Raw genomic sequence first — 18,847 nt, 5'->3', positions numbered from 1 at the left:
CGAAATGCCCGGGCATATGTCACCATTCAATTCCGTTCCGGCAAGCGACGCCGGTTTGAAGCAGGACGAACAGATTTCGCCGTCCGCGCAGCCGGCCGCGCCGCCCCAGGAAGAGGCTACCGCCCCCCTCGATGACGACGCGATGGAAAGCGCGCGTCAGCCGATCGGCGTAGTGCTCGACATCGCCGGTTCGGGTTCGCAGATCGCTCTCGATCTCGAACGACTCAACGAATGCATGGACCACCCCGATCCCTCGATCGCGCTGGCCGGGCAGGTCGGCAGCCAGATCAAGATCCGCACCCGCGACGGCTGGCTGCTCGCCTCGGTCCGCAACCAGAAGCAGGATCGCCGCGGGCAGGCCAATTCCGTGGTCGCCAACATCGACTTCATGGGCGAAGGCAAGGAAGAGAAGCTGACCGGCAAGATCCACAGCTTCCGCCGCGGTGTAACGCGCTATCCCATTCCCGGCGCGCTGGTCTATCCCGCCACGACGGAAGACCTTCGCCAGATCTACGCCAGCGACGGTCGCAGCTCGATCCAGATCGGCACCGTGTACCCCACCAGCGATATTCGCGCGGGCATGTACATCGATGCCATGCTGGGCAAGCACTTCGCCCTGCTGGGGTCCACCGGTACGGGTAAATCCACCAGCGCCGCGCTGATCCTGCACCGCATCTGCGAGGCGGCGCCCCAGGGCCACGTTCTGATGATCGACCCGCACGGCGAATATTCCGCCGCGTTCAAGAACTACGGGATGATCTTCGACGTCTCCAACCTGCAGATGCCGTACTGGCTGATGAACTTCGAGGAGCACTGCGAGGTGCTGCTGAAGTCGTCCGGCAACGACCTGCAGAACGATAAGGACATCCTGGCCAAGTGCTTGCTGGCCGCGCGCAGCAAGAACCGCCTGGCGCAGTCGATGGGCAAGATCACCGTCGATTCGCCCATTCCCTACCTGCTGTCCGACCTGACCAACCTGGTGCAGGACGAGATGGGCAAGCTGGACAAGGCCACCAACACCGCGCCCTACATGCGCATCAAGACCAAGATCGAGGAACTGAAGGCCGATCCGCGCTACCAGTTCATGTTCTCCGGCATGCTGGTGGGCGACACCATGGGCGAGTTCCTGGCCAAGATCTTCCGCATGCCCGGTGGCGGAAAGCCGATTTCCATCGTCGACGTCTCCGGCGTGCCGTCCGACATCACCAGCACGGTGGTGGCGGTGCTCAGCCGCCTCGTCTTCGACTTCGCCATCTGGGGCCGCAACGAGAAGACCAATCCGATCCTGCTCGTCTGCGAGGAAGCGCACCGTTACGTTCCCAACGAGAAGAATGCCGATGGCAACTCGGTGGGCCGCGTGCTCAGCCGCATCGCCAAGGAAGGCCGTAAGTACGGCATCTCGCTGGGCCTGATCACGCAGCGTCCGTCCGACCTTGCCGAAGGCGTGCTGTCGCAGTGCGGCACGATCATCTCCATGCGTCTCAACAACGACCGCGACCAGGCCTTCGTGAAGGCCGCCATGCCCGAAGGCGCGCGCGGCTTTCTCGATTCCATTCCCGCGCTGCGTAACCGCGAATGCATCATCTGCGGCGAGGGCGTGTCGATCCCGATCCGCGTGGCTTTCGACAACCTCGAGGAAGCCAAGCGTCCCGCTTCGGAAGACCCGAGCTTCGTCGAGCTGTGGAACGATGGCGGCGGCGAGGAAGACGCCGTGCACCGCACCGTCCAGCGCTGGCGCGCGCAGGGGACCTGATCAAGTCCCCCGCTTATCGCCGAACAGGTGGATATGCAGGCGGTCGGACAGGCGGAAGCCGTGCTGCAGGCATAGCGGCACGAGCCATTCCATCCGTGCGCGCAGGGTTTGGCTGTCGGTGCCTTCGGGCATCAGGAACACGCGGGCGGGCGGGATCATGTGCGTCGTCACCAGGTCCAGCACTTCGCCGATGTCCTCCGGCGCGGCGAGCACGAACTTGAACACGGCCCGCTCGTCCGTCGCCCATCGGTCGAGCATCTCGGGCTTCAGCGCCAGGTGGGCCGGGTTGCCACTGTGCGCCAGCTTGGGGCTGACGTTGTACTGGTCGACGCGGTAATCCAGCCGGGCGGGAGGATCGACCGTGCCGTTGGTCTCGATCTCCACCAGCATGTCGGGAAGGTGTTCCAGCATGTCGGCCAGCCTGCCCGCCTGCATCAGCGGTTCGCCGCCGGTGATGACGAGGCGTTTCTGGCCAAGGGCGGCGATACGCCCGGCAACATCTTCCTCGTCCAGCTTCACCTGGTTCGCCTCGCGGACGAAGTGCTCGCCCGAGCGGTGCGGCCGCTCGTCGCCCTCGAAATGCCAGGTGTAGGCGGTGTCGCACCACACGCAGGCGAGGTTGCACCGCGACAGGCGCAGGAAGGCCACCGGCATTCCGGCAGAAGGGCCTTCGCCCTGTACCGAGGAGAAGATCTCCGGCTCTCCGGGAGCCTGCGTGGCGAGGATCAGCGCCATGCCGGACCGTCCGGACTTGACGAAGTTGGGATCGTTAGGATGGTGGAAAGCGACATATTTCTGTTTTCGTTCAGCTATTTATCCGCGAAAGGCGGAATTGACACCCTGTCGGTGAGATAAGGCTGGCTGATCGCACTGCGCATCCTGCAGACATGACACAGTCTGCCGCGCGGAGGAAATGATCAGTCGTAGACCGTCACTTCCACGCGCATCCCTTCAGGGTCGCGGAAGAAGGTGGCGGTTTCGCCCTTGAACTGCTGAATCTCGGGCACCTCGAACCCCGCTGCGGCCATGCCTTCGCGCACGCCGTCAAGGGCAGCGCGGTCGGGCGCAGTGAAGCCCAGGTGATTCAGCCCCGGCGCATAGCGGCCATAGTCGGCGGTTTCGGCCTTGGCCTGCTTCAGGTCGATGGCGACGCCATCCTCGTTCAGCCACACGTGGTCACGCGACTTGGTGAATCCGATCAGGCCGAGCATGGTCTCGTACCAGGGCAGGCTCGTTTCGAGAGAGCGCACCATCACGACCATGTGGTCCAGTTTCATCGCCGTTATCCCAGCCGTTGCAGGGCTGCTTCCAGCCTGCCGATTTCATCCAGGTGGAACGTAAGATCGGCCTTCGCCTTTTCCACCGCTTCGGGCTTGGCGCGTTCGACGAAATTGGCATTGCCCAGCCGCCCTTCCAGCGACTTCGCTTCCTTCTGCGAGGCGGCCAGCGCCTTCTCCAGCCGCGCGCGTTCGGCGTCGATATCGATCACGCCTTCCAGCGGCACGACGAACACGTCGCTGCCGGTGCCGACCTGCATGGCCGCGCCCGCCGGGGCCTGGCCCACGGTGATGGGAGCAAGGCGGGCAAGCCGCTCTATGGCGGCGCTGCTGCGGTCGATCACGCCCTGCGCCAGCGGGGAGGGGTTCTCGATATAGGCCGCCAGCTTCTCGCCCGGCGAGATGCCCAGCTCGTTGCGCGCTCCTCGCGTGGCGGTGGTGAGCGCGATCACCCAGTCGATGGCGTCGGTGGCATCCTTGCTGACTTCGGCTCGCGGATCGGGCCACCTGGCATGGATCAGGTCGTACTTGCGGGTTCCTTGCGCGTGCCAGAGCTCCTCGGTCACGAAGGGCATGAAGGGGTGCAGCATCACCATGATCTGGTCTAGCGCCCAGCCGGCCACCTCGCGCGTTTCCTTCGCGGGCATCGAATCCGGATCGCCCTGGAAGACGGGCTTGATCAGTTCGAGATACCAGTCGCAGAACCGGTCCCAGGTGAAGTGATAGATGGTGCTGGCCGCCGCATCGAAGCGCAGATCGGCCATCGCCTTGTCCAGCGCCTCCACCGTCTGCTGAACTTCGCCGATGATCCACTGGTTGGCGGCAAGGCGCGCTGACGGCGCGGCAATCGTCGAAGATGCGCCGATGCCGTTGGACTGGCAGAAGCGCGTGGCGTTCCACAGCTTGGTGGCGAAGTTGCGATAGCCCTCGACCCGCTTTTCATCCATCTTGATGTCGCGGCCCTGGCTTTCCATAGCCGCCATGAAGAAGCGCAGCGCGTCGGCACCGTACTGGTCGATCAGGCCGAGCGGATCGACCACGTTGCCCTTGGACTTGCTCATCTTGGAGCCGTCCGCCGCGCGCACCAGCCCGTGCAGGTAGAGCTTCTCCCACGGCCGCTCGTCCATGTTGTAGTAGCCCATCATCATCATGCGGGCGTCCCAGAAGAACAGGATGTCGAAGCCGCTGATGAGCAGGGAGTTGGGGTAGTGCTTCTCAACGCGCTCCTCGGCATCGGGCCAGCCGAGCGTGGCGAAAGGCCAGAGGGCTGATGAGAACCAGGTATCGAGCACGTCTTCGTCGCGGGTGAGGGCGACGCCTTCACCGGCCCTGGCCTGTGCCTCTTCCTCGGTTTCGGCGACGAACACATTGCCGTCCGCATCGTACCACGCCGGGATCCGATGTCCCCACCACAGCTGGCGGCTGACGCACCACGGCTGGATGTTCTCCATCCAGTTGAAGAAGGTCTTTTCCCAGGTCGCGGGGACGATTTCGATCTCGCCCGATTTCACCGCCTCGATGGGGCGCTTGGCGAGCTTCTCGGCGTCGACATACCACTGGTCGGTCAGCCAGGGTTCGATCACCACGCCGCCGCGGTCGCCGAAGGGGGTGGCGATGGTGCGCGGTTCGGCGTCGAGTTCCTGCTCCTCGCCCTTCTTGGTTTTCGTGATGTGGGTGACGAGGTGGCCGCTGTCCTTCAGCATCTCGACCACGCGCTTGCGCGCCTCGAACCTGTCGAGGCCCACCAGTTCTTGCGGAATCAGCCCGTCGGCGGTCTGGCAGACCCTGGCATCGGCATCGAGCATGTTGAGCATGTCGGCGGGCGCGATTCCCGCGCGCTTGCCCACGTCGAAGTCGTTGAAGTCGTGCCCCGGCGTGATCTTCACAGCGCCGCTGCCCAGTTCGGGATCGGCATGCTCGTCCGCCACCACGGGAATCTCGCGGCCCGTGATCGGCAGCTTTACCTTGGCACCGCGCGCCACCAGGCCGGCATAGCGCTCGTCCTCCGGATGAACGGCCACGGCCATGTCGGCCAGCATCGTCTCGGGCCGCGTGGTGGAAACGCGGATTTCGCCGCTGCCGTCGGCAAGCGGATAGATGAAGGTCCAGAAATGGCCCTGCACGTCGTGCGTCTCGACCTCGAGATCGGAGATCGCGGTGCGCAGTTTCGGGTCCCAGTTCACCAGCCGCTTGTCGCGGTAGATCAGGCCGTCGTTGTAGAGGTCCACGAACACCTTGAGCACCGCCTTGGTGAAGTGCTCGTCCATGGTGAACTGCTCGCGGCTCCAGTCCATGGAGCAGCCCAGGCGGCGCAGCTGGCGGGTGATCGTGCCGCCGCTTTCCTCTTTCCAGTCCCACACCTTCTGCACGAATTCCTCGCGCGAATAGTTGGTGCGCTTGTCCTGCCGTTCCTCCAGCTGGCGCTCCACCACCATCTGCGTGGCAATGCCCGCGTGGTCCGTGCCCACCACCCACAGCGCATCCTTGCCGCGCAGGCGTTCGTAGCGGATGACGATGTCCTGCAGCGTGTTGTCGAGCGCGTGGCCGATGTGCAGCGAGCCCGTCACATTGGGCGGCGGATTGACGATGGTGAACGGCTCCGCATCCGGGCGATCCGGCCGGAACGCGCCGGTTCCTTCCCAGTGAGAATACCATTTCGCCTCTATGGCGGCGGGATCGAAGGTCTTGGCGAGGGTGCCGGTTGGTTCGCTGCTCATGGCAGGAGCCACTGCCACCGGTTTACCCCAAGGGCAACACGCGAAGACCTTGCTGCGAGCAGGATTTGTGCCCATAGCAGCGCACGATGCGCGAATGGGCCCAATACAGCGTGGAGGAAGCGGGCGGCCGCCAGACGGTCGTCATCACCGGTCCGCTGGTGGTGTCCAGCATCGGCAAGCTGGACCCCGAACTGCGCGAATACGCCGATTCGGTGCAGGCGATCGACATTTCCGATGCCAGGCCCATCGACACCGTCGGAGCCTGGATCATCCATCGCTTTGCCGAGCGCACCGGGGCCGACATCATCGGTGCCAGCGAACAGGCCGAGGTGCTGCTGGACGCGGTGGAGGGGGCCTCCAGCGATGCGGCCATCGCCCCGCCGCGCGAACGGTCGCTGGGCGACATTTCCGAACGAGTCGGAATCAAGGTGATCGAATTCTTCGGCGGCGTGCGCTCATCCATCGCGTTCCTGGGCGCGGTGCTGATGAGCGCGTTGACGCTGCTGATCCACCCGCGCCGTTTCCGCATGAAGGCGCTGGTGCGGCAGATGGAACTGGTTGGCGTTACCTCGCTGCCGATCATCGGCCTGATGAGCTTTCTCATCGGCATCGTCATCGCCCAGCAGGGCGCGGTGCAGTTGCAGCAGTTCGGGGCCGAGACGCTGACCGTGAACCTGGTGGGCCGCATCACCCTGCGCGAACTGGGCGTGCTGATGACTGCCATCATGGTGGCGGGCCGATCCGGCAGCGCCTTCGCGGCGCAGCTGGGCACGATGAAGCTGACCGAGGAAATCGACGCCATGCGCACGATCGGCGTCTCGCCGATGGAAGCGCTGGTGATCCCGCGCCTCCTGGCAGCCGTCCTGATGATGCCGCTGCTCGGCTTCTATGCCTCGTGCGTCGCCATCGTGGGCGGCGCGGTGATCGGCGACGTGATGCTGGGGATCCCGTTCTGGACCTTCCTTGCCCGCGTGCAGGAAGTGGTGCCCACCTACGATTTCTGGGTCGGCATGGTGAAAGCGCCGGTGTTCGGCCTGATCGTGGCCATGGCGGGCTGCTACCAGGGCATGCAGGTGAAAGGGAACGCTGAGGAAGTGGGCCTGCGCACCACCCAGGCCGTGGTGCAGGCCATCTTCATGGTCATCGTGCTCGATGCCTTCTTCGCGGTGTTCTTCACGGAGATCGGCTGGGCATGAGCGAGCAGACCGACATCGAGACCCACGAGGAGGAAAGCGGCCTCGGCAACCCGCAGGATCGTTTCGCGGGCGAGTACCCGATCCGCATCCACGGGCTGACCAACGCCTTCGGCGATTTCGTCGTGCACGAAGAGCTCGACCTCGACGTGAAGCGCGGGGAGATCCTGGGCGTCGTCGGCGGGTCGGGCACCGGCAAGAGCGTGCTGATGCGCTCCATCATCGGCCTGCAGCCGCCGCGCGAAGGCGAGATCGAGGTGTTCGGTCGCAACATCACCCAGGCCGATCCCGATGAGGAGATCGGCGTGCGCAACCGCTGGGGCGTGCTGTTCCAGGGCGGCGCGCTGTTTTCCACCCTGACGGTGGCGGAGAACGTGCAGGTGCCCCTCAAGCAGTTCTATCCGGAGCTTAAGCAGGACCTGCTCGACGAGATCTCGCGCTACAAGGTGGTGCTGACCGGCCTGCCCGAGGAGGCGGCGAGCAAGTACCCCTCGGAACTGTCGGGCGGCATGAAGAAGCGTGCCGGCCTCGCCCGCGCGCTGGCGCTCGATCCGGAACTGCTGTTCCTCGACGAGCCGACGGCGGGCCTCGATCCCATCGGCGGGGCCAAGTTCGACGAACTGACGCGCGAGCTCACCGATACGCTGGGGCTGACGGTGTTCCTGATCACTCACGACCTCGATACGCTATACGCCATCTGCGACCGCGTGGCGGTGCTGGCGGACAAGAAGGTGATCGCCGTGGGCACGATCCCGGAACTGCTCGAAAACGATCATCCGTGGATCCAGGAATATTTCAACGGGCCGCGCGCGCGGGCGGCCACGGCAACCTACGAACGCGGGAAAGCGTTGGACAACGACGCCAACGGGAAGGCATAGGGCTAGGCAGATGGAAACACGGGCAAACCATGTCTGGGTCGGTGCAATCACGTTGCTGCTGCTGGCAGGGGCGGCGGTATTCTTCGTCTGGCTGGCGCGGCTGGGCGATCGCGACAACAAGCTTTACGACATCTTCTACGAACAGTCCGTGGGCGGCGTGGCCGAGGGGTCGGTCGTCACCTATTCGGGCGTTCCGGTCGGGCAGGTGTCGGACATCTCCATCTGGGAGCGCGATCCGGAATTCGTGAAGGTGCGCATCCGGGTGGACAGCGACACGCCGATCCTGGTCGGCACCACGGCCAGCATTTCGGCCAGCTTCACCGGCGTTTCCAACATCAGCCTTGCGGGCGGACGCTCCAACCAGCCGCCGATCACCTGCGACACCACCGATTGCCCCGAAGGCGTGCCGGTGATCCCGCCAGCACAGGGCGCGGTGGGCGAGATCCTGGCCAGCGCCCCCTTGCTGCTGGAGCGGCTGGCGACGCTGACCGACCGCCTGACCCGCGTGCTCGACGACGAGAACCAGAATTCCATTGCGGGCATCCTGCGCAATACCGACGCGATCAGCGCCGAATTGGCGGCCAGTTCGCCCGAGGTGCAGGCCACGCTGCAGCAACTTCAGGCCACGCTGGCGCAATCGACCGAGACGCTGGCCGCCTTCGAGGACACGCTGGAAACCACCGACCAGCTGCTGGAAGGCGAGGGCCCGGCGCTGGCTGCCGACCTGCGGCAGACGTTGGCTTCTGCGCGCCAGGCTGCCAATTCGCTTGAAGGATCGCTGGCCAATGTCGAGCCGCTGACCCGCCAGCTGAACGAGGACACCCTGCCGGCGGCCACCGCGACCTTGCGCGATCTGCGCCAGACCAGCGAGAACCTGCGCCGGATGACCGAGCGGCTGGAAACCGAAGGCGCCGGCTCGCTGCTGGGCGGACGCGAACTGCCGGATTACGAGCCTTGAGGCCGGGAAGCATGACCATGACCAAGATGAAGATCCTCGCCGCCAGCCTTTCGCTTGCCGCGCTGTCGGGTTGCATCAGCTTCGGCTCCGAACCGCCCGAGCAACTCCTGACGCTGACGCCCAGCGCCTCGATCCCCGTCGGCGCCGCTTCCGAGGGAGAGGCATCGGCCGCACTCGCCGTGCAGGTGCCGACAGTGTCGCAGCGCCTCAACGTCAACCGCGTGCCCGTCGTCACCAGCGACAGCTCGCTTGCCTACCTGCAGGATGCGTTCTGGGTGGAAAAGCCGGCGCAGCTGTTCCGCAACGTGCTGGCAGAGACCATCCGCGCCAAGGGCAACCGCATGGTGGTGGGCGCGGGCGAACTGGAATACGTCGCGCAGACCCAGCTTTCCGGTCAGCTTGTCGAGATGGGCTACGATGCGCTCAGCGGCAGCGCCGTGGTGCGTTACGATGCGATGCTGCGCGGCCCTGACGGCACCTTGCGCACCCGTCGTTTCGAGGAGCGCAGGTCCGGCATCCCGGCCGAGGCGACTGCGGTGGGATCGGCGCTGAACGATGCAGCCAACACGGTGGCCGACCAGGTTGCCGAGTGGGTTGGCTAGGCTTTCACGCTGGCGGCGAACCTGGCTGCCTGCATGAACGCCTCCAGCTTCGCCTTACGGGCCAGAGCCGCCTCGTGGTCATGACCCCATAGGTCGGCCTGCCAGTCCTCTTCCAGGTTGGCAGCCGCGAACAGGGCCTCGGGATCCGATCCGTCCTCCAGCACCCCCAGCGCCACGATCAGCGAAGCCGCCAGCGATGCCAGCGACACGAGGGCGGCGAGAGTGAACTCGTCTTCGCGGTCCAGGCGCTGGCGCAGGGCGGTCATGGCGGCGTCGGCCTGCTTGCGGTGAACGATTCCGCTGGCCCGCTCCAGCGAGATGCCGTGGCGTTCCTCGCAGGCTTTCACCAGCGGTTCCCAGAGGTCGCGCTGCCGCCGGTAGAGCGCCTCGTCGGGATCGGCGCGGTAGCACAGCGTGTCGGTTTCCGCGAAAGCGACCAGCTTGGCGATATGCCCCTTGCGGTCCTCTCGCACCACGTCGATGGCGAAGTCGGCGATGTCGCGGTGGACGAAGCTCCTCGGATCGACCGTTTCGCCCTGCGCGGCGAACTCCCCGGCCACCAGCTGCGCGCTTTCCTCGCTGGGTAGCCGCTGCGGATTGCCGCCCTGGGTCTTCACCGGGCGCCCGTCCAGCAGGACCTGCCAGCCATCGTCGCCGCGGGCGACGGAAACCTCTTTCCAGAACCGCCTCATCGCTTCTCGTTCGTACTCCATATCCGGGCGAGAAGGGTGGGCGTGACGAAGGTTTCCACCATGCCGAGCACCAGCAGCAGGATGCCCGCCCAGTCGGGCAGCGGCAGCGCGTCGTTGAACACCGCGACTCCCGCCAGGATCATCACCACGCCGGCGATGCGCATGAAGTTGATCAGCATGAAGCGCTGGCGCGACTGCGCTTCGGTCGGGCCCCGGTCATCCATCGATCAGCTTCTCCAGCTCCGCCATGTCATTGGCAACGGCCTGCGCGCCCGCATCCAGCAATTCGCCGGGCTCGTGATAGCCCCACGAAACCCCGATGGCGCGCACCCCGGCGGCTGCCGCCATCTGCATGTCGAACACCGTGTCGCCGACCATGCAAGTCCCTTCGGGCGCGGCCAGCGTGTCGACCATCGCGGCTTCCAGCATGGCCGGGTGCGGCTTCGACGGGTGGCGGTCGGCCGTGTGCAGCGTCGCGAACAGCGGCGTCAGGCCGTGCGTGGCAAGCGTCGACGCCAGGCCCCGGTCGGACTTGCCGGTGGCAACGCCCAGCATCCAGCCGGTTCCGTGCAGGCGGTGGAGCAGGTCCGCCATCCCCTCGAACAGCGGTTCTCGCAAGCTGCCGTCCTCCCGGGAGCGGCGGAACGCGTCCTTGTAGGCCTGCACCACGGCGAGCTGGCTCTCATCGGAAAGGTCGGGCGCAAGGTTGCGAATGGCCTGCGGCAGGCTGAGCCCCACGATCCGGCGGACCTGCGCATGCGGCGGGGGCGGGGCCCCGATCGCGGCGAAGGCGGCGTCCATCGCGTTGACGACGCCCGCCTGCCCGTCGCTCAGGGTGCCATCGCAATCGAAGACGGCGAGGCGCACACTCACTTCTTGCCCCGCTTCTTGCCGCCCGGTTCCGCGCGTCGCTTGCGCTCCCCGCGCCGGGCCTTGCGGTACTGCTTGGCGTGCGCCTTCGCGGCCTGCTTCTTCTCCGCCCTGGTCCGCTCCGGCGGCGGCGCGGCGACCGGTTCGGCCTCGCTGAGATTGGGGTCGAACCCCAGCTGCTCCATGCTCTGCGCGAAATGTTCGGGCAGATCGGCCGAAACGTCCAGCTTGCCGCCGCCGGGCGCCTCGATGATCAGGCGGCGGGCGTGAAGGTGCATCTTGCGGCTGATGCTGCCGGTCAGGAACGCATCCTGCCCGCCGTACTTGCCGTCGCCCACGATGGGGTGCCCCATGGCCGCCATGTGCACGCGAAGCTGGTGCGTGCGGCCCGTCAGCGGCTGCAGTTCCACCCACGCAGCGGCGTTGCCCGCGCGCTCCACCACGCGGTAGACCGTCTTGGCGGGCTGCCCGTTTTCCATGTCGACATGCATCTTCTCGCCGCCGGTGCCCGGCTGCTTGGCCAGCGGTGCCTCGATCTCGCCTTCGTGGATATCGGGCACGCCCACGACCAACGCCCAGTAGATCTTCTTGGCGCTGCGGCCCGAGAACCGCTTGGAAAAGAACGCGGCGCTGCCCGGCGTGCGCGCGACTAGCAATATGCCGGACGTATCCTTGTCGAGCCGGTGCACCAGGCGCGGGCGCGGCTCGTCCTCTCCGGCATAGGCGTCCAGCAAGGCGTCGACATGCCGCGTGGTCTTGGTGCCGCCCTGCGTGGCAAGGCCCGGCGGCTTGTTGAGCACCAGCGCGGCTTTCGTGCGGGTGATCAGGATGTCCTCGGCGAGCGATTCGTCTTCTGGGGTAAGTTCGCGCCGCTTGCGCTGGGTGCGGCGGTCGTCCTCTCCGCCCGGAGGAACGCGCAGCACCTGCCCGGTGGCGAGGCGGTCGTCCACTTTCGCGCGCTTGCCGTCGACGCGCAGCTGGCCCGTGCGCGCCCAGCGGCTGACAGTGCCGAAGCCCACCTGCGGCAGGTGGCGCTTGAACCAGCGATCCAGCCTTACGCCGTCGTCATCCTCGGCGACGGTGAACTGGCGCACTTCATCGGACGACTGGCTCATGTGAACAGCCGCGTGACGGTGAGTCCGAAGACGAAGCCGGAAACGCCGAGGCCGATCGACAGCATGAGATAGATCGCCGCAAGGCCCAGCTGTCCGCGCTGGACCAGGTAGGCGAGTTCCAGGCTGAAGGCGCTGAAGGTGGTGAACCCGCCCAGCAGGCCGACGCCCAGCAGCAGCCGCAGCTGGTCCGCGTTCTCCGGCGCGCTGCGCACCAGCCACCCGGCGAGCAGGCCCATCAGCAGGCTGCCGATGGTGTTGACGGCAAGGGTCGCGAAAGGAAAGGCGGTGACGGCGGGCGCGCCCAGCCAGCCGGTCATGAACCGGCCCAGCTGGTAGCGGGCAAGGGCACCGATGCCTCCTCCCAGCGCGACCGAAAGCGATGCATAGAGCTGCGGTGTTGCGTTGGACATGGGCGGTATCTAGACATGCCGGAAGGCTTTGCGAACCCAAAAGGCCGCTCTGCCTTGCTTTTTCATGGCGATTCGACTATCTGCGGCCCGGTGAAGTCGATCCCCGTTGGGATTCGACGCAATTTTCGTTTTGCTTACAAGGTGCAATCCCGCGCCATTTGCCAGCGGGCTCTCGCCGTTTTGATTGAAAGGTTGGCTTAGGTTTATGCAGATCATCGTTCGCGATAACAATGTCGAGCAGGCTCTCCGTGCGCTCAAGAAGAAGCTGCAGCGTGAGGGGGTGTATCGCGAGATGAAGCTGCGCCGCCACTATGAAAAGCCGTCGGAAAAGCGCGCCCGTGAAAAGGCCGCCGCCGTACGCCGCGCCCGCAAGCTGGAGCGCAAGCGTGCGGAGCGTGACGGCGCCCGGTAAGCCACCGGTCGTTCGGGCTTTGCAAGCTTGAAAGCATATCGCAGCTAAGCCAAAGGGGCGTGGAAGTCTTTTCCGCGCCCTTTTCGTTTGGCGCGCCAATTCTTACGGGATCAAATTTTCCATGGCCGAAGTCACCCGCGTACCGTTGCAGCCGATTGCCAAGGGTTCTCTCACCAAGCTTTGGCTGGGCGTGATCATCGCCGTGCTGCTGGCTGCCGGCATCGCCTGGGCCGCCGTGCCCAAGGGCGTATCGGTGGATACCGTGCGCGCGGGCGAGGGCGTAAGCCCGACTGCGGAAAGCGTGGTCTTCGTCAACTACACCGGCAGGCTGGCAGACGGCACCGTCTTCGACCAGTCGCAGTCCATGCCGCTGCCGATCCAGGGCATTTTCCCCGAAGGCACGCCCCTGCCGCTGAGCGACATGATCCCCGGCTTCCGCGATGCCCTGCTGCAAACGCAGGAAGGCGGGCAGTACGAGATCTTCATCCCGTCCGAACAGGCCTATGGCGAGGACGTGCCCGAAGGCGGCCCCATTCCGCCGAACAGCGATCTCTATTTTGATATCGAGGTGATCGAAGTCATGAGTCGCGAGGATTTCCAGCAGCGCGTCTCAACTTTCCAGCAGATGATGATGCAGCAGCAGATGGAAGCCCAGGGCTCCGCGCCGGAGGAAGGCGCGGCACCTCCCGCGCCCTGATATCATGACGGCCGGCGCCAATCCCGCGGACACGGCGGCGCCGTTGCAGGACTGGCCGCTGAGACCGTGGCTGCTGGCCGGGCTGGGCGCCATCGCCGGCCTGGCGGTGCAGCTGCTGCTGGACGATCACGGCGACGAGGCCTGGGCCGCCGCGCTGGCCGCCACCATCTTCTTCGCCGCTGCCGCCGCCAGCTTCACCCTGAGGCCGAACCGTTGGATCGAGGCCGCCGTGTTCTCGGTCGCGCTCGGCCTGGTGATGGGCGGCATCGCCTGGCTTGCGGTCGACACCGGGGACAACCTTGCGGGCGAGGAATTCGCCTTTGCCGCCGGCGTGTTCTTCTCGCTGCTGGCCGTGCCGCTGTTCCAGGCCGATTTCCACCGCCGCCGCTGGGCCACGCCCTATGCCGAGACGCATTTCCACGTGTGGAGCGACGCCGTCAGCGCGGGCGGGGCGCTGGCCTTCACCCTGCTGTCCTGGCTGCTTTTGTGGCTGCTCGATGCGCTGTTCGGCCTTATCGGCATCAATGTCGTGGAAGAGGCCATCCAGACCGACGGGTTCGTGGGCCTGTTCTGCGGCGCGACCTTCGGCGCGGCGATGGGCGTGCTGCGCAACCAACTGGGAATCATCGGCACGCTGCAACGCGTGGTGATGATGGTCTTCGCCCTGCTGGCGGTGCCTTTCGGCGCGGCGATCCTGATATTCCTCGCCATCCTGCTGGCATCGGGCGGAACCGCCCTGTGGGATGCCACGGACAGCGCCACGCCGGTGCTGCTGACCTGTGCGCTGGGCTGTTTCGTGCTGGCCAACGCCGTGGTGCGCGACGATGACGAGGCGCGCAGCGACAATGTCGCGATGATCGCCGCCGCGCTGGCGCTATCCGCCGCCATCTTCCCGCTCACCGTGTTCGCCGCGATCAGCATGGGCATCCGCATCGATCAGCATGGCCTCTCGCCCGAACGGCTGTGGGCGCTGGTCGCCATTTCCCTCGCGACTGCCTACGGCCTCGCCTACTGGGTGGGGCTGGCGCGAGGGAGGCTGAAGGGCTGGAGCCATTACCTGCGCCGCGCCAACCTGCACCTTGCCGTGGCAAGCTGCGTGGTCGCATTGCTGCTGGCCCTGCCGATTCTCGATTTCGGCGGGATTTCGGCACGCCAGCAAGTCGCCCGGCTGGACGCGGGCGAGGTCTCTGCAGAGGATTTCGACTTCGCCGCGCTGCGCTGGGATTTCGGCGATGCCGGGCGCACCGCGCTTTCCCGGCTGTCTGAGCGCGAGGGGCAAGTTGGCGAACTTGCGGCGAAGGCCGCGGCAGCGGACGAGCGCTACCCCGTCTTTCCCGATCGCCGCAGTCAGGCCGCGGAACTGGCTTTCGATTTCGAGGATCCCGCCCTGCGCGAATGGACGCGCGACCACCTGCGGGCGAACCCCTGGGTCTGCCAATCGAGCTGTGTCGCCCTAGATCTGGGGATGGATGGCGACCGCCGCCACGTGGCCTTCGTCAGCGCGGGTCCGATCCAGCATGTGCGGTTCCGCGACGATGGCGTTCCCGATCCTCCGCAGCCCATGGCGTCGCCGCCGCCGGACGGGACCTTCACTCCCGACACCGTCGAGGTGCGCGAATGGACGGGGCGGCAGATCTACGTCGATGGCCAGCCGGTGGGAGAGCCCTTTCCCTGAGGTCGCCCGTGCGATTGACCGCTTGAAGCGTGCCCCCCGCGCGGCTAACGCAGCGGCCATGTCAGTAACCCGAGAAGAAGTCGCCAAGATCGCCTCTCTGGCGCGCATCAGCATGGACGAGGCTGCGCTCGACCACATGGTGCCCGAACTCAACAACATCCTCGCCTGGGTAGAACAGCTGGGCGAGGTCGATACCAGCACGGTGGAGCCGATGACGGCGGTGATCCCGCAGGAATTGCGCCTGCGCGATGACGTGGTGGACGCCGATCCCAAGACGGGCGGCGGCCGGCGCGAGGACGTGCTGGCCAATGCGCCGGTGGCCGAACACGGCTTTTTCGGTGTTCCGAAGGTGATCGAATAGTGACCGATTTCACGCAACTGGGCCTGAAGGCCATCCGCGACGGCGTGGCCGCAGGCGACTTCACCGCGCGCGAAGTGGCCGAGGCGCACAACGAGGCCGTGGCCGCAGCCAGCGAACTCAACGCCTTCATCGTCGCCACCCCCGACCATGCGCTGGCCGCCGCCGATGCGGTGGACAAGGCGCGTGCCGCGGGCAAGGAGCTTGGCCCGATGGCGGGCGTGCCCATCGGCATGAAGGACCTGTTCGCCACCAAGGGCGTGCAGTCGGCCGCCGCCAGCCACATTCTGGAAGGGTTCAAGCCGCCTTACGAGTCCACCGTATCGCAGAACCTTTGGGATGCGGGCGCGGGCATGCTTGGCAAGCTGAACATGGACCAGTTCGCCATGGGCTCCTCCAACGAGACGAGCTACTTCGGTGACGTGAAGAGCCCCTGGCGCAAGCAGGGCAGCAACCAGGCGCTGACGCCGGGCGGATCGTCGGGCGGTTCCTCCGCTGCCGTGGCCGCGCGGCTTTGCCCGGCAGCCACGGGCACCGATACCGGCGGCTCCATCCGCCAGCCCGCCGCCATCACTGGCATTACCGGCATCAAGCCGACCTATGGCCGTTGCAGCCGCTGGGGCATCGTCGCCTTCGCGTCCTCGCTCGACCAGGCAGGCCCGATGGCGCGCAGTGTCGAGGATTGCGCGATCATGCTGGGCGCGATGGCGGGTTTCGATCCCAAGGATTCCACCAGCCTCGATGCGCCGGTGCCCGACTGGGCAGGCGCTCTGGACGCGGACCTTTCCGGCAAGACCATCGGTATTCCGCGCGAATACCACATGGAAGGCATGGACGCGGAGATCGAGGCGAGCTGGGAACAGGGCAAGGAATGGCTGCGCGATGCGGGCGCCAAGGTGGTCGAGGTATCGCTGCCGCACACGAAGTACGCGCTGCCCGCCTACTACATCATCGCGCCCGCCGAAGCCTCTTCCAACCTCGCCCGCTACGACGGCGTGCGTTACGGCCTTCGCGACCTTCCCGAAGGGGCAGGCTTGCAGGACATGTATGCCGCCACCCGTTCGGAGGGGTTCGGCGACGAGGTGAAGCGCCGCATCCTGATCGGCACCTACGTGCTCAGCGCGGGCTTCTACGATGCTTATTACACCCAGGCGCAGAAGGTGCGCACCCTGGTGCAGCGCGACTTCATGGATGCCTTCGAGCAGGTCGACGCCATCCTCGCGCCCACCACGCCCAACGCCGCCTTCGCGCTGGGCGAGATGAGCGAGGATCCGCTGGCGATGTACCTCAACGACGTGTTCTCCGTCCCCGCCAGCCTCGCCGGTCTTCCGGCGATGAGCGTGCCCGCCACGCTGACGGGAGACGGCCTGCCGCTGGGCCTGCAGATCGTGGGCAAGCCTATGGACGAGCAGGGCGTGCTGAATGCAGGCCTCGCAATCGAACAGCGCGCCGGGTTTACCGCGCAGCCGGAGAAGTGGTGGTGAGCCTGTTCGAATCTTCGAACGACAAGCGCGATCGCACGCTGGGGCTGGCGGGTCTGCTCGCCGGGATACAGAGCCTGCGCATCCTTGCAGAGCGCGGCATCGCATCGCGGCAGGACATGGAAGTGTCGGCTTCAGGCGTCAAACAGGTGCTGGAAGAGGTTCCTGCCAATTCGATATCCGCAGAGAAGCTGGGCCAGATTGACGCCATGCTCGACGCTATCGTGCACAGTGCCGAACAGAATTTCGGGAAACGCTCATGAGCAATTACACAGTCCAGGGCGCAACGGGCGAATGGGAGGTCGTGATCGGCCTCGAGGTCCACGCGCAGGTCACCAGCAAGGCCAAGCTGTTCTCCGGCGCCTCCACCGCCTTCGGGGCGGAGCCGAACACGCAGGTCAGCCTCGTCGACGCCGCGATGCCGGGGATGCTGCCCGTGCCCAACCGCGAGTGCATCCGCCAGGCGGTGCGCACCGGCATGGCGATCGAGGCGCAGATCAACACCTGGAGCCGGTTCGACCGCAAGAACTACTTCTACGCCGACCTGCCGCAGGGCTACCAGATCAGCCAGCTTTACCACCCGCTGGTGGGCGAGGGGCAGCTGGTGATCGAGGCCGACGAGAAGGCCGGTATCCCGGAAGACAAGGTGATCCGCATCGAGCGCATCCACGTGGAGCAGGACGCGGGCAAGCTGATGCACGACCAGCACCCGACCATGTCCTACGTCGACCTCAACCGCACCGGCGTGGCGCTGATGGAAATCGTCAGCCGTCCGGACATGACTTCGCCCGCAGAGGCCGGGGCCTATATCCGCAAGCTGCGCGCGATCCTGCGCTATGTCGGATCGTGCGACGGCAACATGGAGGAAGGCTCCATGCGCGCCGACGTGAACGTCTCCGTGCGCAAGGTGGGCGATACCGAACTGGGCACCCGGACCGAGACGAAGAACGTCAACTCGGTGCGTTTCGTCATGCAGGCGATCGAGCACGAGGTGCAGCGCCAGATCGACGTGATCGAGGACGGCGGCAAGGTGGTTCAGGAAACCCGCCTGTTCGACCCGAACACCGGCACCACCCGCTCGATGCGCAGCAAGGAAGACGCGCACGACTATCGCTACTTCCCCGATCCGGACCTGCTGCCGCTGGTGCTGGAACAGGATTTCCTCGACGAGTGCCGCGCCAGCCTGCCCGAACTGCCGGATGCCAAGCGCGCGCGTTACGAGAGCGAGCTGGGCCTGACGCCCTACAACGCGCGCGAGCTGACCGCCGAAGTGGAAACCTTCGCCCGCTTCGAAACCCTGCTGTCGGTCGCCGCAATAACGATCGGCAAGCCGGAGAAGGACGTCGCGACGCAGGTCGCCAACTGGTCTCTCTCCGTCGCGCCGGGCGTGGTGAAATCGCTGGGCGACGATGCGGACATGGCGAACGCCACGGCGGAGCGACAGGCCGCCATCCTCGCCATGCAGGACAAGGGCGAGATTTCGGGCGGACAGGCCAAGGAAATCTACGAGATCGTGCTCAAGGAAGGCCGCGAGCCTGACGAGATCGCCGAGAGCGAGGGCCTGAAGCAGGTCAGCGACACCGGCGCCATCGAGAGAGCCATCGACGAGATCCTGGCGAACAACTCCGACAAGGTGGAAGAATACCGCGGCGGCAAGGACAAGCTGTTCGGCTTCTTCGTCGGTCAGACGATGAAGGCCATGCAGGGCAAGGCCAACCCGGCGGTGGTGAACCAGATCCTGAAGGACAAGCTGGGGTAG

Annotated in this window: 20 protein-coding genes; 12 read left to right on the top strand and 8 right to left on the bottom strand. The window is 65.9% G+C overall.

Features of this window, described 5'->3' with window-relative positions; all coding sequences use genetic code 11:
* Positions 1 to 142: 142 nt before the first annotated feature.
* A complete protein-coding gene (locus AAA989_RS03430; RefSeq protein WP_338242174.1) occupies positions 143 to 1,753 on the top strand; it encodes an ATP-binding protein in 1,611 nt (536 codons plus the stop codon).
* On the opposite strand, the gene AAA989_RS03425 is transcribed toward AAA989_RS03430, so the two are convergent.
* From AAA989_RS03425 to AAA989_RS03415, 3 genes are all read right to left on the bottom strand, one after another.
* Positions 1,754 to 2,488, bottom strand: coding sequence for a 7-carboxy-7-deazaguanine synthase QueE (locus AAA989_RS03425; protein ID WP_338241159.1), 735 nt, complete (start codon positions 2,486 to 2,488; stop codon positions 1,754 to 1,756).
* Between the two features lie 182 nt (positions 2,489 to 2,670).
* Entirely contained in the window at positions 2,671 to 3,030 is a 360-nt protein-coding gene (locus AAA989_RS03420) for a VOC family protein (RefSeq protein WP_338241158.1), read from the bottom strand.
* Positions 3,031 to 3,035: 5 nt separating this feature from the next.
* A complete protein-coding gene (locus AAA989_RS03415) occupies positions 3,036 to 5,747 on the bottom strand; it encodes a valine--tRNA ligase (protein WP_338241157.1) in 2,712 nt (903 codons plus the stop codon).
* An 86-nt stretch (positions 5,748 to 5,833) separates the two neighbouring features.
* Here AAA989_RS03415 and AAA989_RS03410 point away from each other — a divergent pair, with 86 nt between their 5' ends.
* Genes AAA989_RS03410 through AAA989_RS03395 form a run of 4 tightly spaced genes read left to right on the top strand, consistent with a single transcriptional unit; the run spans position 5,834 to position 9,378 of the window.
* Positions 5,834 to 6,943, top strand: a complete 1,110-nt coding sequence (locus tag AAA989_RS03410; protein WP_338241156.1) for an MlaE family ABC transporter permease — start codon at positions 5,834 to 5,836, stop codon at positions 6,941 to 6,943.
* A complete protein-coding gene (locus AAA989_RS03405) occupies positions 6,940 to 7,818 on the top strand; it encodes an ABC transporter ATP-binding protein (protein WP_338241155.1) in 879 nt (292 codons plus the stop codon). The genes AAA989_RS03410 and AAA989_RS03405 overlap by 4 nt, the downstream gene beginning before the upstream one ends.
* 10 nt (positions 7,819 to 7,828) lie before the next feature.
* Positions 7,829 to 8,776 (top strand): MlaD family protein, encoded by a 948-nt coding sequence (locus AAA989_RS03400; protein ID WP_338241154.1) that lies wholly within the window; start codon positions 7,829 to 7,831, stop codon positions 8,774 to 8,776.
* 17 nt (positions 8,777 to 8,793) lie between these two features.
* On the top strand, positions 8,794 to 9,378 hold the full coding sequence (locus AAA989_RS03395; RefSeq protein ID WP_338241153.1) for an ABC-type transport auxiliary lipoprotein family protein: 585 nt from the start codon (positions 8,794 to 8,796) through the stop codon (positions 9,376 to 9,378).
* On the opposite strand, the gene AAA989_RS03390 is transcribed toward AAA989_RS03395, so the two are convergent.
* The 5 genes from AAA989_RS03390 to crcB are packed head-to-tail and all read right to left on the bottom strand — an operon-like array spanning position 9,375 to position 12,465.
* Positions 9,375 to 10,091, bottom strand: coding sequence for an ATP12 family chaperone protein (locus AAA989_RS03390; RefSeq protein WP_338241152.1), 717 nt, complete (start codon positions 10,089 to 10,091; stop codon positions 9,375 to 9,377). The two genes, AAA989_RS03395 and AAA989_RS03390, sit on opposite strands and share 4 nt — an antisense overlap.
* Positions 10,067 to 10,294, bottom strand: a complete 228-nt coding sequence (locus AAA989_RS03385; RefSeq protein ID WP_338241151.1) for a hypothetical protein — start codon at positions 10,292 to 10,294, stop codon at positions 10,067 to 10,069. Before AAA989_RS03385 ends, AAA989_RS03390 begins: the two co-directional genes overlap by 25 nt.
* Positions 10,287 to 10,943, bottom strand: a complete 657-nt coding sequence (locus tag AAA989_RS03380; RefSeq protein WP_338241150.1) for an HAD-IA family hydrolase — start codon at positions 10,941 to 10,943, stop codon at positions 10,287 to 10,289. The genes AAA989_RS03385 and AAA989_RS03380 overlap by 8 nt, the downstream gene beginning before the upstream one ends.
* Complete coding sequence (locus AAA989_RS03375) at positions 10,940 to 12,055, bottom strand: RluA family pseudouridine synthase (RefSeq protein WP_338241149.1); 1,116 nt, start codon at positions 12,053 to 12,055, stop codon at positions 10,940 to 10,942. The genes AAA989_RS03380 and AAA989_RS03375 overlap by 4 nt, the downstream gene beginning before the upstream one ends.
* Entirely contained in the window at positions 12,052 to 12,465 is a 414-nt protein-coding gene (crcB, locus tag AAA989_RS03370; RefSeq protein WP_338241147.1) for a fluoride efflux transporter CrcB, read from the bottom strand. Before crcB ends, AAA989_RS03375 begins: the two co-directional genes overlap by 4 nt.
* Before the next feature lie 205 nt (positions 12,466 to 12,670).
* Here crcB and rpsU point away from each other — a divergent pair, with 205 nt between their 5' ends.
* From rpsU to gatB, 7 genes are all read left to right on the top strand, one after another.
* The gene (rpsU, locus tag AAA989_RS03365; RefSeq protein WP_119084150.1) at positions 12,671 to 12,877 is read left to right on the top strand and encodes a 30S ribosomal protein S21; all 207 of its coding nucleotides are present in this window, start codon (positions 12,671 to 12,673) and stop codon (positions 12,875 to 12,877) included.
* A gap of 121 nt (positions 12,878 to 12,998) precedes the next feature.
* Positions 12,999 to 13,574: an FKBP-type peptidyl-prolyl cis-trans isomerase gene (locus AAA989_RS03360; RefSeq protein WP_338241145.1), complete on the top strand. Its 576-nt coding sequence runs from the start codon at positions 12,999 to 13,001 to the stop codon at positions 13,572 to 13,574.
* Between the two features lie 4 nt (positions 13,575 to 13,578).
* The gene (locus AAA989_RS03355; RefSeq protein WP_338241143.1) at positions 13,579 to 15,249 is read left to right on the top strand and encodes a DUF4153 domain-containing protein; all 1,671 of its coding nucleotides are present in this window, start codon (positions 13,579 to 13,581) and stop codon (positions 15,247 to 15,249) included.
* A 58-nt stretch (positions 15,250 to 15,307) separates the two neighbouring features.
* Complete coding sequence (gatC, locus tag AAA989_RS03350) at positions 15,308 to 15,610, top strand: Asp-tRNA(Asn)/Glu-tRNA(Gln) amidotransferase subunit GatC (RefSeq protein WP_338241142.1); 303 nt, start codon at positions 15,308 to 15,310, stop codon at positions 15,608 to 15,610.
* Entirely contained in the window at positions 15,610 to 17,091 is a 1,482-nt protein-coding gene (gatA, locus tag AAA989_RS03345; protein WP_338241141.1) for an Asp-tRNA(Asn)/Glu-tRNA(Gln) amidotransferase subunit GatA, read from the top strand. The genes gatC and gatA overlap by 1 nt, the downstream gene beginning before the upstream one ends.
* A complete protein-coding gene (locus AAA989_RS03340; RefSeq protein ID WP_338241140.1) occupies positions 17,088 to 17,351 on the top strand; it encodes a hypothetical protein in 264 nt (87 codons plus the stop codon). The genes gatA and AAA989_RS03340 overlap by 4 nt, the downstream gene beginning before the upstream one ends.
* Positions 17,348 to 18,847: an Asp-tRNA(Asn)/Glu-tRNA(Gln) amidotransferase subunit GatB gene (gene gatB / locus AAA989_RS03335; protein ID WP_338241139.1), complete on the top strand. Its 1,500-nt coding sequence runs from the start codon at positions 17,348 to 17,350 to the stop codon at positions 18,845 to 18,847. Before AAA989_RS03340 ends, gatB begins: the two co-directional genes overlap by 4 nt.

This window comes from Aurantiacibacter hainanensis (assembly GCF_036321025.1).
Taxonomy (GTDB): Bacteria; Pseudomonadota; Alphaproteobacteria; order Sphingomonadales; family Sphingomonadaceae; genus Alteraurantiacibacter; species Alteraurantiacibacter hainanensis.
The sequence above is the reverse complement of the archived record's forward strand: the minus strand, read 5'-3'. Positions and strand labels throughout refer to the sequence as shown.

Excerpts from the sequence above, each read along its gene's own strand:
- crcB (WP_338241147.1), bottom strand. The coding sequence starts at position 12,465 with ATGTCCAACGCAACACCGCAGCTCTATGCATCGCTTTCGGTCGCGCTG.
- gatC (WP_338241142.1), top strand. The coding sequence starts at position 15,308 with ATGTCAGTAACCCGAGAAGAAGTCGCCAAGATCGCCTCTCTGGCGCGC.
- AAA989_RS03420 (WP_338241158.1), bottom strand. The coding sequence starts at position 3,030 with ATGAAACTGGACCACATGGTCGTGATGGTGCGCTCTCTCGAAACGAGC.
- AAA989_RS03390 (WP_338241152.1), bottom strand. The coding sequence starts at position 10,091 with ATGGAGTACGAACGAGAAGCGATGAGGCGGTTCTGGAAAGAGGTTTCC.
- AAA989_RS03425 (WP_338241159.1), bottom strand. The coding sequence starts at position 2,488 with ATGGCGCTGATCCTCGCCACGCAGGCTCCCGGAGAGCCGGAGATCTTC.
- AAA989_RS03395 (WP_338241153.1), top strand. The coding sequence starts at position 8,794 with ATGACCAAGATGAAGATCCTCGCCGCCAGCCTTTCGCTTGCCGCGCTG.
- AAA989_RS03385 (WP_338241151.1), bottom strand. The coding sequence starts at position 10,294 with ATGGATGACCGGGGCCCGACCGAAGCGCAGTCGCGCCAGCGCTTCATG.
- AAA989_RS03415 (WP_338241157.1), bottom strand. The coding sequence starts at position 5,747 with ATGAGCAGCGAACCAACCGGCACCCTCGCCAAGACCTTCGATCCCGCC.
- AAA989_RS03430 (WP_338242174.1), top strand. The coding sequence starts at position 143 with ATGGAAAGCGCGCGTCAGCCGATCGGCGTAGTGCTCGACATCGCCGGT.
- AAA989_RS03360 (WP_338241145.1), top strand. The coding sequence starts at position 12,999 with ATGGCCGAAGTCACCCGCGTACCGTTGCAGCCGATTGCCAAGGGTTCT.
- rpsU (WP_119084150.1), top strand. The coding sequence starts at position 12,671 with ATGCAGATCATCGTTCGCGATAACAATGTCGAGCAGGCTCTCCGTGCG.
- AAA989_RS03400 (WP_338241154.1), top strand. The coding sequence starts at position 7,829 with ATGGAAACACGGGCAAACCATGTCTGGGTCGGTGCAATCACGTTGCTG.
- AAA989_RS03410 (WP_338241156.1), top strand. The coding sequence starts at position 5,834 with ATGCGCGAATGGGCCCAATACAGCGTGGAGGAAGCGGGCGGCCGCCAG.
- AAA989_RS03355 (WP_338241143.1), top strand. The coding sequence starts at position 13,579 with ATGACGGCCGGCGCCAATCCCGCGGACACGGCGGCGCCGTTGCAGGAC.
- gatB (WP_338241139.1), top strand. The coding sequence starts at position 17,348 with ATGAGCAATTACACAGTCCAGGGCGCAACGGGCGAATGGGAGGTCGTG.
- AAA989_RS03375 (WP_338241149.1), bottom strand. The coding sequence starts at position 12,055 with ATGAGCCAGTCGTCCGATGAAGTGCGCCAGTTCACCGTCGCCGAGGAT.
- AAA989_RS03405 (WP_338241155.1), top strand. The coding sequence starts at position 6,940 with ATGAGCGAGCAGACCGACATCGAGACCCACGAGGAGGAAAGCGGCCTC.